This is a genomic window from Lysinibacillus sp. DFXJR4, from assembly GCF_057196045.1.
On sequence record NZ_JBXUNW010000001.1, the window covers coordinates 140,667 to 153,320 of the forward strand.

The 12,654-nt window shown below is 38.9% G+C and carries 12 protein-coding genes; all 12 read left to right on the plus strand.

Annotated features, from left to right (window positions below; all coding sequences use genetic code 11):
• The first annotated feature begins 80 nt into the window (after window positions 1-80).
• The 12 genes from coaBC (at window position 81) to spoVM (ending at window position 12,603) form a co-directional block, all read left to right on the plus strand.
• Window positions 81-1,091, plus strand: a complete 1,011-nt coding sequence (gene coaBC, locus AC2CGN_RS00665) for a bifunctional phosphopantothenoylcysteine decarboxylase/phosphopantothenate--cysteine ligase CoaBC (protein ID WP_429984519.1) — start codon at window positions 81-83, stop codon at window positions 1,089-1,091.
• Window positions 1,088-3,502: a primosomal protein N' gene (gene priA / locus AC2CGN_RS00670; RefSeq protein WP_484511573.1), complete on the plus strand. Its 2,415-nt coding sequence runs from the start codon at window positions 1,088-1,090 to the stop codon at window positions 3,500-3,502. The genes coaBC and priA overlap by 4 nt, the downstream gene beginning before the upstream one ends.
• Before the next feature lie 91 nt (window positions 3,503-3,593).
• Window positions 3,594-4,088: a peptide deformylase gene (def, locus tag AC2CGN_RS00675; RefSeq protein WP_484511574.1), complete on the plus strand. Its 495-nt coding sequence runs from the start codon at window positions 3,594-3,596 to the stop codon at window positions 4,086-4,088.
• A gap of 1 nt (window position 4,089) precedes the next feature.
• Entirely contained in the window at window positions 4,090-5,031 is a 942-nt protein-coding gene (gene fmt / locus AC2CGN_RS00680) for a methionyl-tRNA formyltransferase (protein ID WP_429980584.1), read from the plus strand.
• The gene (gene rsmB / locus AC2CGN_RS00685; protein ID WP_429984521.1) at window positions 5,028-6,389 is read left to right on the plus strand and encodes a 16S rRNA (cytosine(967)-C(5))-methyltransferase RsmB; all 1,362 of its coding nucleotides are present in this window, start codon (window positions 5,028-5,030) and stop codon (window positions 6,387-6,389) included. Before fmt ends, rsmB begins: the two co-directional genes overlap by 4 nt.
• Window positions 6,389-7,531, plus strand: coding sequence for a dual-specificity RNA methyltransferase RlmN (gene rlmN, locus AC2CGN_RS00690; RefSeq protein WP_484511577.1), 1,143 nt, complete (start codon window positions 6,389-6,391; stop codon window positions 7,529-7,531). Before rsmB ends, rlmN begins: the two co-directional genes overlap by 1 nt.
• A 6-nt stretch (window positions 7,532-7,537) precedes the next feature.
• Window positions 7,538-8,287: a Stp1/IreP family PP2C-type Ser/Thr phosphatase gene (locus AC2CGN_RS00695; protein ID WP_286926189.1), complete on the plus strand. Its 750-nt coding sequence runs from the start codon at window positions 7,538-7,540 to the stop codon at window positions 8,285-8,287.
• A 2-nt stretch (window positions 8,288-8,289) separates the two neighbouring features.
• Entirely contained in the window at window positions 8,290-10,266 is a 1,977-nt protein-coding gene (pknB, locus tag AC2CGN_RS00700; protein WP_484511579.1) for a Stk1 family PASTA domain-containing Ser/Thr kinase, read from the plus strand.
• 11 nt (window positions 10,267-10,277) lie between these two features.
• A complete protein-coding gene (rsgA, locus tag AC2CGN_RS00705; RefSeq protein ID WP_429980587.1) occupies window positions 10,278-11,162 on the plus strand; it encodes a ribosome small subunit-dependent GTPase A in 885 nt (294 codons plus the stop codon).
• Between the two features lie 2 nt (window positions 11,163-11,164).
• The gene (gene rpe / locus AC2CGN_RS00710) at window positions 11,165-11,833 is read left to right on the plus strand and encodes a ribulose-phosphate 3-epimerase (protein ID WP_054770613.1); all 669 of its coding nucleotides are present in this window, start codon (window positions 11,165-11,167) and stop codon (window positions 11,831-11,833) included.
• On the plus strand, window positions 11,830-12,483 hold the full coding sequence (locus AC2CGN_RS00715; RefSeq protein WP_286926181.1) for a thiamine diphosphokinase: 654 nt from the start codon (window positions 11,830-11,832) through the stop codon (window positions 12,481-12,483). Before rpe ends, AC2CGN_RS00715 begins: the two co-directional genes overlap by 4 nt.
• 18 nt (window positions 12,484-12,501) lie before the next feature.
• Window positions 12,502-12,603, plus strand: coding sequence for a stage V sporulation protein SpoVM (gene spoVM, locus AC2CGN_RS00720; RefSeq protein ID WP_283872749.1), 102 nt, complete (start codon window positions 12,502-12,504; stop codon window positions 12,601-12,603).
• Window positions 12,604-12,654 lie beyond the last annotated feature (51 nt).

The following is a 12,654-nucleotide window of genomic DNA, read 5'->3' on the forward strand; positions in this document are numbered from 1 at the left end:
ATTTTTGATTATACAGAATGCCGAAAGCTCCCGAGGAATGATCCTTTGGGAGCTTATCCTTTGAAAGGACGATATTATGCATGAATAAAAATATTTTACTTTGTGTTTCAGGTGGTATAGCGGTTTATAAGGCTGTTGCTCTTGTTAGCAAGCTTTCGCAGGCAGGGGCGAATGTAAAAGTCATCATGACAGCATCCGCAAGACAATTTGTAAATCCATTGAGCTTTCAAGTGATGTCCAAAAATGATGTCTTTTTCGATACGTTTGATGAAAAGGATTCTAGCGTTATTGCCCATATCGATTTGGCGGATTGGGCAGATTTAGTGTTAGTTGCTCCTGCGACAGCCAATATCATAGGAAAACTGGCAAATGGCATTGCTGATGATATGGTAACCACAACCCTGTTAGCCACTACTGCACCCGTTTGGATTGCACCAGCTATGAATGTGCATATGTATGATCATCCAGCGGTTAAACGGAATTTAGCGCAGCTTGCATCTGATGGCTATCAATTTATTGAGCCTTCAGAAGGATTTTTAGCATGTGGGTATGTTGGGAAGGGACGCTTAGAGGAGCCGGAAAAAATAACAGCGATTGTCCAAGAATATTTTTCGGAAACAGTAAAGAGACTTTCCGGAAAAATTGTAGTTATTACAGCGGGCGCATTTTATATGCCTGTGGACGAACAACATATAATCAGTACGTATGCTAACGGTAGAATTGGTCAAGCGATTGCCCAAGAGGCCAAGGTACTTGGAGCAACAACAATCCTTTTAGATGAAGACGATGCGAACGTGCATAAACTTTTGGCAAAACTTGAGGATTATAAAAAACAATATCCGCAGGCTATTTTCATCCATGCGGCAAATATTCCTGCAATCGAAGGTGCGCCAACATTATCAATCGAAGGAACAGTTGCAGTAACCTTTGGACAAAGGGTTATTGGTGAACCTATGTTAACCATTACTTCTGATAAATGGATTGATTTTAGTGATGAAGCACAAATAAACGGGCAACCTTTTGATACATCGAATGCTGAGCTTTTTGCGAAGGCGTTTTGGGCATTTCTTATTCAAGGTGAGGAGCAATGAGCTATTTAATTGCAGAGGTTATAGTGGATGTTTCAACATATCATGTAGATCGTCCATTTGATTATAAAGTGCCGGCAGAATGGTCAAATGTTATTGAAATGGGTTGTCGTGTAAAAGTACCGTTTGGGCCAAGAAATGTCCTAGGCTTTGTAGTTGGATTAAAAAACGAAACAGAGGTACCACAAAATAAAATTAAGCCCATTACACAAATATTAGATATAGAGCCCGTGCTAACAGAAGAAATGCTATTGATGGCGAAGTGGTTAAAAAACGAAACAATATGCTATGAAATTGATGCCTTACAGGTCATGCTTCCATCTGCACTGCGAGCAAAATATGAGAAAATTATTACACTGCAAGAGGAAAATGATGCTTTGCCAGATGAGGCTAAAGCCATTTTTGGTAAGCGACAACAGGTTAATTTTAAAGAATTCGAGCGTGCTGAATTACTTCCATTATTAAAGCAGCTTATAACTAATAAAATCGTAAAAATTGAAAATGTTGTAAAGCAGCAAGGAAATGTGAAAGAAATAAGGATGGTTAAAATTTCACATAATCAGCAAGATATAGACAGGGCAATGGAAGGTGCAGCGAGAGCAGCCAAACAGCGCCAGCTAATTGAGTGGATGGGCAGACATCTTGGAGAGGTCCTTTTGCCACAGAAAATCTATGAGGAAACTGGTGTCTCTTCCGCAGTACTCCAGTCAGTTATCGAAAAAGGAGCGGCTCATTTTATACAAGAAGAGGTATATCGAGATCCCTTCACGAGGGAGGTTTCTCGTACTCAATCATTACAGCTGACGGATGAACAGCATATTGCACTAGAGGCAATTACTACATCGATGGAAGATCAGACAGCGAAAACTTTTTTACTACACGGTATCACAGGAAGTGGTAAAACTGAAGTATATCTACAAGCGATACAAAAGGTCTTAGATGATGGTAAGGAAGCCATTATGCTGGTGCCTGAAATTTCATTAACACCACAAATGACAGAGCGTTTTCGTAGTCGCTTTGGTGAACTGGTTGCTGTTATGCATAGTGGACTATCTGTTGGAGAGAAGTATGATGAATGGCGTAAAATTCAGCAGGGAAAGGTGAGCGTTGTTGTAGGAGCTCGTTCAGCTATCTTTGCGCCTTTTACAAATATTGGTTTAATTATTTTAGATGAGGAGCATGAATCTACGTATAAGCAAGAAGATTCACCGAGATATCATGCACGAGATGTAGCAATTTGGCGAAGTGAATTTCATAAATGTCCTGTTATTTTAGGAAGTGCAACGCCTGCATTGGAATCATTCGCTAGGGCTAAAAAGGGTGTTTATAACTTACTTACATTAAAGCAGCGTGCTCTGCATCAAGCGTTACCAACTGTTTTTATTGCTGATATGCGAGAGGAGCTTCAAAAAGGAAATCGTTCTATGTTTTCTGAGCAGCTTGTTGAGGCAATGCGTATAAGGCTAGAGAAGCAAGAGCAAATGGTGTTGTTTTTAAATCGCCGAGGCTATTCCTCTTTTGTGCTTTGTCGTGATTGTGGTACGGTTGTGCAATGTCCAAACTGTGACATTTCGCTTACATATCATCGGACAACTGAGAAATTAAAATGTCATTATTGTGGGTATGAGGAGCGTGTTCCACAAATTTGCCCACAATGTCAAAGCGAGCATATTCGCTACTTTGGCACAGGCACACAAAAAGTGGAGGAAGAAATTTATAAGCTTTTTCCGGAGGCGAGGGTGCTTCGGATGGATGTGGACACAACAAAGCAAAAAGGTGCGCATGAACAAATTCTACAGGCATTTGGAGAAGAACAGGCAGATATTTTGCTAGGCACGCAAATGATTGCGAAAGGGCTTGATTTTCCTAATATTACACTAGTAGGCGTGTTGAGTGCTGATACATCATTACATCTTCCCGATTATCGTGCAGCGGAGCGAACATTTCAGTTATTAACACAGGTAAGTGGTAGGGCTGGAAGACATAACAAGCATGGAGAGGTTATTATACAAACGTATACCCCAGAGCATTATGCTATTGAGCTGGCAAAAATACAGGATTACGAGCCATTTTATGAACGAGAAATGTTTTTACGTCGTCGTTCAAGCTATCCACCTTATTTTTTTGTTGCGCTTGTTCAAATCTCTCATGAGGATGTTATGATGGCAGCGGAGTATGCTGGACGTGCGGCAGATTGGCTAAGAGGAAATTTATCTAATCAAGTTGCTATTATTGGTCCAACAACTGCAAGTATTAGTCGTCTCCAAAATAGATATCGCTATCAATGTTTGATAAAATATAAAATTGAACCAAATCTGATTGCTGTCTTGCAGCGCCTTCTTGCAATGTATCGAGCAGAATGGATAAAACAGGGGATATTAATGACGGTGGATTTAGATCCGTCAACAATCTAATTATAATTAAAAGAATTATTGATTGATTTTTTTAAAATATTGACTTTACAGAGTTGCAAGGTCTGAAATAGTAGAAATGAGGAAACAGAAAATGGCTATAAAAAAAGTTGTAGAACATCCAGCGAAGGTCTTATCTACGCCATGCGCTGAAGTAACAGAAATAAATGAAGACATAATTACGCTGTTGGATGATTTATATGACACAATGGTTGAATATGATGGGGTCGGGATTGCAGCACCTCAAATAAATGTTGGCTTGCGTGTTGCAATTGTTGAGCTTGGTGAGGAACGAGATATATTAGAAATGATTAACCCAACTGTTATCGAAACAGATGGTGCAGAAATAGATATTGAGGGCTGCTTAAGCTTTCCGGGGTTATACGGTGAGGTTGAGCGACCTGACTACGTGAAAATCGAAGCATGTGATCGTGAAGGACGCGTTTATGAGTTAGAAGCGGGAGGCTTTGATGCTCGAGCGATTTTACATGAAATTGATCATTTAGATGGCGTACTATTCGATTCAAAAATCAATCGCATTGTCACAGAGGACGAACTTGAGGCAATGTACGCAGAAGAGGAGGAATAATATGACATCAATAATTTTTATGGGAACGCCAGATTTCTCTGCTCCAATTTTGCGTATGCTACACCATGAAGGCTATGATATCAAAGCAGTTGTTACACAGCCAGATCGTCCAGTTGGCCGAAAGCGTGTTCTTACGCCGCCACCTGTAAAGGCTGCTGCTATAGAATTAGGCTTACCCGTTATACAGCCTGAAAAGCTACGGGGTTCTGAGGAATTACAGCAAATCCTTGATTTACAGCCTGACCTAGTTATAACAGCCGCATTTGGACAAATATTGCCGAAAGCATTACTTGATGCACCCCCGCTTGGATGTATTAACGTTCATGCATCACTTTTACCCAAATATCGTGGAGGTGCACCGATTCACCAAGCGGTTATTGATGGTGAAAAAGAGACAGGTGTAACAATCATGTATATGGCTGAAAAGCTTGATGCAGGTGATATTATATCTCAGAAGGCTATCCCAATCGAAGAGGATGACCATACAGGTGGTCTATTTGATAAGCTCAGTGTAGTAGGCAGAGAATTATTAAAAAATACACTTCCTTCTATTATTAATAGAACAAATAGTCGAACGGTACAGGATGAAGCACAAGTAACCTTTGCAAGTAATATTTCACGTGAACAAGAGCGTATCGATTGGACAAAGGATGCTGCAACTTTATACAATCAGGTGCGTGGACTTCATCCATGGCCAGTAGCCTATACAACATTTGAAGATGAAAACTTTAAGATTTGGTGGGCTAAGGTTGGCAACACAAAGCATGATGCTCGTCCTGGTACAGTCGTTGCCATTTCAAAGGATTATTTTGAAGTTGCGGCTGGAAATGGCACAACACTTGCACTATATGATGTTCAACCAGCTGGTAAAAAACGTATGATAGCTGAAGAATACTTGCGTGGTACAGGTTCTAAATTACAGATTGGGGACCAATTTAAATGAGTAAAAAAAGCGTAGTCATTTGGGATGGAAATGTGCGTGATGCTGCCCTTTCTATTCTTTTAGCAATAGATAAAAATCAAGCCTATAGTAATTTACTTTTAAGTGAAACGATCAAGCGACATAAAATTGAGGCGAAGGATCGTGCCCTTTTAACAGAAATTACGTATGGTACCCTACAATATAAAATGACACTTGATTATTATTTAGACCCTTTTATTCGTGGCTCTGTGGATCATTGGGTGCGTTGGCTTTTACGATTATCCCTATACCAAATACATTATTTAACGCGTATTCCGCCACATGCAGCGGTGAATGAGGCTGTAGAAATTGCCAAGCGTCGAGGTCACCAAGGTATTGCCTCAATGGTTAATGGTATTTTACGATCTATTTTACGTCAGGGTGTAGCTTCTACTGATGAAATTAAAGATCCAATTGAGCGCCTTGCTATTGAAACAAGTCATCCAGAGTGGTTAGTGCAACGCTTTGTTGATAACTATGGTATGGAAGTAGCGACTGAGATGTTACAGGAAAATAATGTACCACCAGTACAGACTGTCCGCGTTAATACAACAAAAGTAAATGTCGAGGAAGCGATTGCCAGCTTAGAAGCGGAAGGCTTAACGGCTAAAAAAAGCGATATGATGCCAGAATGCTTACATGTAACAAATGGTCAGCCTGCTCGAACAAAAGCATTCCAAGAAGGGCTGATTACGATTCAGGATGAAAGCTCGATGATTCCAGCAAATGTCCTACATCCAAATCCCGGTATGCGTGTGTTAGATATGTGCGCCGCACCAGGTGGGAAAACAACACATTTAGCAGAAATCATGAATAATGAGGGGTCGATTTTAGCGACCGATCTTCATCCTCATAAATTAGATTTAATCGACCATAATACAGATCGTCTGGGTATTAATATAGTAGAAACTGCGCCTATTGATGGCCGTAAAGCACCAGATTTTCTACAGCCAGAATCCTTTGATGCTATTTTAGTCGATGCTCCTTGTAGTGGTCTAGGTGTTATGCGTCGTAAACCAGATATTAAATATACAAAGCGTGAAGAAGATTTAGAAAACCTTCAAAAAATACAATTGGCATTGCTTGATGCTGCAACAAAAGTATTGAAAATAGAAGGGAAACTTGTTTACAGTACTTGTACAGTCGATAAAAAAGAAAATGAGGGCACTGTAAATGCCTTTTTAACTGCGCATCCTGAGATGGAAGCGATACAACTAGAATCTTTACCAACAAAATTAGCGGAAAAGCAAGCAAATGGCATGCTTCAAGTCTTTCCACAAGACTTTGGCAGTGACGGTTTCTTCGTCGCCGCCTTTCGTAAAAAAGGAGGATCCAACTAATGGTGGATCAAGAGAAATTTAATGAACGTATCAACGATTTAGTTGACGAAGCAGAAGAAAAGCCTGTTCGACGTGCAAAAAAAGAAAAGCCTAATTTAAAGGAATCTGTCTATTCTTTACAACCAGAGCAGTTAGAAGAGTGGTTAAAGGAAAATGGTGAAAAACCATTTCGTGCAGCACAAATCTTTGACTGGTTATACAATAAACGTGTAAAGACGTTTGCTGAAATGTCTAACCTTTCAAAGGGATTACGAGAAAAGCTTGAAGCAAGCTTTGCTTTAACGACATTGTCAACCATTGTTCAGCAAGAATCCAAAGATGGTACAATTAAATTTTTATTTCAATTACAGGACAGCTATTCTATTGAAACGGTATTAATGCGTCATGATTATGGTAACTCTGTTTGTGTGACAACACAGGTGGGATGCCGAATTGGCTGTACGTTCTGTGCCTCTACTTTAGGAGGCTTAAAGCGCCATTTATTAGCAGGAGAAATCGTGGAGCAAGTTGTTAAGGTTCAGCAAACATTAGATGAAGTGGGGGAACGTGTCTCACATATCGTTATTATGGGAATTGGAGAACCTTTCGATAATTATGATGCGATGATGAGCTTCTTAAAAGTCATTAACCATGAAAAAGGTTTAAATATTGGAGCGCGTCATATTACTGTTTCGACTTCGGGTATCGTACCTAAAATTTACCAATTTGCTGATGAACAGCTTCAAATTAACTTTGCTGTGTCTCTGCACGCACCGAACCAAGAGGCACGCCAAAAATTAATGCCAATCGCACGTGCCTATAAATTGGATGAATTAATGGAGGCTGTTCGTTACTATACAAAAAAAACTGGCCGACGTGTGAGTTTTGAGTATGGTTTAATGTCAGGTGAAAATGATTCAGTAGAAATTGCAGAAGAATTATCTGCATTAATTAAAGGAATTAAGTGCCATGTCAACTTAATTCCAGTAAACTACGTACCAGAGCGTGATTATGTGCGTACATCTCGTAGTCAAATTTTTGCTTTTGAAAAAACATTAAAGAAAAATGGCATTAACGTAACAATCCGCCGTGAGCAAGGCTCTGATATTGCTGCTGCGTGTGGTCAATTACGTGCACAAGAGAGATCTGAAGAGACGAGGTGACCAGTGTTGAAATACACAGTCGAAAGTGATATTGGGTTAAAACGAGCAATTAATGAAGACCGTGCTGCATTTTTTAAACGTCCAGATGGACTTGCACTAGCACTCGTAGCGGATGGCATGGGTGGTCATAATGCTGGCGATGTTGCGAGTGATATGGCAATGAAACAAATGGAACAAGTTTTTTTACAGGCAGAAGCACATCATTTTGCATCTACGACATCAAAAGAAGAGTGGTTATTACAAACAGTCAAGCAACTGAATAAAAATATCTATGACTATTCTTTATCACATGAAGACTGTAAAGGAATGGGCACGACGTTTATTGCAGTGTTAATTGAAGACAATCATTGCTTCATTGCACATGTTGGTGATAGCCGGGTGTATTATTTCTTTGATGATGGTGCACAACAAATAACAAGAGATCATTCTTATGTAAATGTTTTGGTTGAAAATGGTGAGATTAGTGAAGAAGAAGCATTAACACATCCGAAAAAAAATTTCATCTTAAGAGCTGTAGGCACAGAAGAAACGATTAAACCAGACTTTTATGAAGTGGATTTAGCATCAGAATCGTATTTACTCATTTGCTCTGATGGTTTAAGCAATAAATTAACAGTATATGAAATGGCGTCTATTATTACGTATCCGGATTCCATAGAAGAAAAGGGAAGAAAACTTGTGGAATTAGCAAATGCAAGTGGGGGGGAAGACAACATCTCCCTCGTGCTGCTCACAAGGCAAGATGAGGAGGTGTAAGTATGCTTGTAGGAAAACGAATTAGTGACCGCTATAAAATTATTGAACTCATTGGTGGAGGAGGTATGTCTAATGTCTATTTGGCACATGACATGATCTTAAATCGTGATGTAGCGATAAAAATATTACGCTATGATTTCACAAATGAGGATGAATTACATCGACGTTTTCAACGTGAGGCACTTTCTGCTACAAGCCTTACACATCCCAATATTGTTAGTATTTATGATGTAGGCGATGATGGAGATCTACATTATATTGTTATGGAGTATGTTCAAGGAAAAACATTAAAGCAGTACATACAGGAATATGCACCAATTTCTCCTGCTAGAAGTGTGCATATTATGAAGCAGTTGACGTCTGCAATTACTAATGCCCATGAAAATCACATTATTCATCGTGACATTAAACCTCAAAATATTTTAATGGATGCTGAAGGAAATGTGAAAGTCACTGATTTTGGTATAGCAATGACGTTAAGTGCAACATCCTTTACGCAAACAAATTCTGTGCTTGGTACTGTTCACTATTTATCACCAGAGCAGGCTCGTGGTGGTACAGCTACAAACAAATCAGATATATATGCACTTGGTATTGTATTATACGAATTATTGACTGGAGAATTACCTTTTTCAGGTGAGTCGGCTGTGTCGATTGCCTTGAAACATTTACAAGCTGAGACACCATCTGTTCGCGCATTTGATGCTACGATACCACAGAGTCTTGAAAATGTTGTGCTAAAAGCTACAGCAAAGGATGCTGCTCATCGTTATTCGACAGTAGAAGAAATGCAGGAAGATTTAGAAACAGTGTTATCGCCTAATCGTATAAATGAGCCTAAATTTGCTATTCCATTTGATAATGATGCCACTAAGGCTATTCCTATTATAAAGGACCAAGCGCTACGAAATAACGAGGATTTAACGAAAACTAGAGCCATTGAACCGATTACACAATCCAAACCGAAACAAGACCCTAAAAAGACAATTGACAAGGTAACGCCTACTAAGAAAAAGAAAAAATGGCCGAAATATGTTGCTGGTTTATTCATCACAGTAATCGTGGTGTTCCTATACTTTTTATTTGCTACGGAGCTTTTTAGCCCGAAAAAGATACCTGTACCTAGTGTGAGTGGTTTAACTGTTGAGGAAGCAGAAAAGAGATTAGAAGCAGATGGCTTTGTTGTAGGTGAGATAAAATCACGTAATGATGAGGAAGTTGAAAAGGATAAGGTGATTGAAACAGACCCAGCAGAAAAGGCAGAGCGTGTAAAAGGAACAAAAGTAGATATAATCGTCAGTCTTGGAGAAGAAATGACAAAGCTTGATAATTATATAGGGCGACCATTTAGCCAAGTGGAAGCATTACTCAAGGACACATTTGCGGATATAAAATCTGAAGAAACTTATTCACAAGAGCAGGCTGGTACCATTATTGGTCAGGAGCCAATGGAAGGTACTGAAGTAATCGCCAAAGATACAACTTTACTATTTAAAGTTAGTAAGGGTGTACAATTGGTTAAAGTGGGGAGTATTGTGAATTATACTAAGGCTCAAGCAGAAGCGTATTTAAAAGATAAAGGCTTAAAATTGCATATAGTTCGTGAAGAAAATCACAATACCATACCAGCGGGAAGTATTATTTCACAATTGACAAAAGCTGAAGCAGAAGTTGAGGTAGGTTCAACAGTAAGTGTTATCTTAAGCAAGGGACCTGCTAAAAAGCCTGATAAACCTTTTGTCGAAACAATCAAAATTGAGTATAAACCAAATGAGGAAGGCTTAGAACAAACCGTTCGAATCGAAATTCAAGATAAAACACATTCAATGGTAGATACGTATGACACATTTGCTATCACGGCTGATACTGAATACAAAATACAGCTTGTTATAGGAGAGGGTCAGGAAGCGGCCTATAAAATAATTCGTGATTCGGAAATCGTTGCTTCACGTAAAATCAACTATGATGATATTAAATAAGGGGGAATTGGATGGCGCAAGGCCAAATACGCAAAGCATTAAGTGGTTATTATTATGTCTATGATGGAGCTCAATTAATACAATGTCGAGGACGTGGGGTATTTCGCAATCGCGGGGAATCCCCACTTGTTGGCGACATTGTAGAATATACGCTTGAAACAGAGGGATCAGATGGTACTATTCAAAAAATAATGGATCGCCAAAATGAATTAATTCGCCCTCCAATTGCTAATATTGATCAAGGAATTCTTGTCTTTTCTGTAAAAGAACCTAATTTTAATACGATTTTACTGGATCGATTTTTAGTTGTCTTAGAATCATTTCATGTTCATCCAATAATTTGTTTAACAAAAATGGATCTGCTAGAGGAACATGAACGTGAGGAATTGCAAGGCTATATAAAAGATTATGAAAGCATGGGATATACTGTACTGCAAACCTATAAAGGGGAGGAAGAATTACTAGAACGGCTTCAGCCGATTTTAAAAGGAAAAACCTCTGTGTTAGCAGGACAATCTGGTGTTGGCAAATCCACACTGTTAAATACTTTAATTCCAGATTTAAATTTAAAAACAGGCATTATCTCACAAAGCTTAGGACGTGGAAAACACACAACACGCCATGTAGAATTAATAGAGGTATGTGACGGTCTATTAGCAGATACACCTGGATTTAGTTCTTTTGATTTTGATGACATTGAAAAAGAAGAATTAGGCGCATGTTTCCCTGAAATGGTTCAAGTGGCGGAGGATTGTAAATTCAGAGGTTGTTTACATTTAAAGGAGCCAAAATGTGCCGTGAAGGTAGCTGTAGAGGCGGGAGAAATTCGTGAATACCGCTATAAGCACTACGAACAATTTATGCAAGAAATTATGGATCGAAAGCCGAGGTATTAATGATGATACAAATTGCACCATCAATTTTAGCAGCTAATTTTGCTAAATTAGGAGAAGAAGTAAAGGAAGTAGAAAAGGCGGGTGCCCAGCTTATTCACATTGATGTAATGGATGGACATTTTGTGCCAAATATTTCCTTCGGCTCTATCGTATTAGATGCCATTCGTCCTTTAACTGATTTACCGCTAGATGTTCATTTAATGATCGAAAATCCTGATCAATATATTGAACAATTCGCCAAAGCGGGAGCAGATTATATTACAGTGCATGTAGAAGCTTGCCGCCATTTACACCGTACTATTCAGTTAATTCGTTCATTAGGAGTCAAACCTGGTGTTGTGTTAAATCCACATACACCAATAGAATCGATTCAACATATTTTAGAGGATATTGATATGGTGCTGTTTATGACAGTGAATCCGGGCTTTGGTGGACAACAATTCATCCAGGCTGTTGTGCCAAAAATTGAAGCATTAGCTACAATCATTAAAGAGCGTAATCTTGATATTGCTATAGAAATAGACGGTGGCATTAATGCAGAGACCATTATTCCATGTGCTAAGGCAGGTGCTACAATTTTTGTAGCAGGCTCAGCTATTTATAGTAAAGAGGATCGTACAGCAGCCCTTCAAGAAATTCTTGCTGCTGGTGAGGCAGCGATTAAAGGATGACACTAGTTGTTGTTTGTGCTGGTGGTCCTAAAGAGGAGCTATGTTCATTTGCTCCATTTGCAAAGAAAGAGGATGTACTATTTATTGGGGCTGATCGAGGAGCACTATATTTAATCGAGCAAGGCATTACACCGCATGCAATAGTTGGTGATTTTGACTCTTTAACACATGAGGAATATGAGCTTGTGATGAAGCATACCAATGATAGGCAGCGATTTCAGGAAGAAAAAAATGAAACAGATACTGATTTAGCGCTATTAAAGGCCTATACCTACCAACCATCAGAGATTATACTTACAGGTGTTACTGGTGGACGTTTGGATCACTATGAGGCAGCAATCCGCTCCATTTATCGTTTGCAAAGGGAGCATCCACATATTGTCTTAAAGATTATGAATCATGCAAATCTATTGCAATTTTTAATGCCAGGTACTCACATTATTCAAGCAGATGAACAGTACCGTTATTTGTCTTTTTTTGCACATGAAGAGACGATAAAAAATGTTACATTAAGGCAAGTGAAATATGAAACAACCGATGAAGAAATTACTTTAGGTACATCTCGATTTACAAGTAATGAAATAATAGGTGATTCAGGGTCTATATCTTTCTCACAAGGCATATGTTTAATGATAAGAAGCATAGATTAGCGTAAGGAGGAGATAGTCCTGAAAGTCTATACTTTTCAGTTGCCAAAAGTTGTGAGTAGTATTACGCGTACATGTATCAATCTTTTTAAAAAAGACAAGAAAGTAAAAAAATCCGACTAATATTGGTCGGATTTTTTTCTGCCCTAGCGTTTGTTCTATTAGACTTTTCGA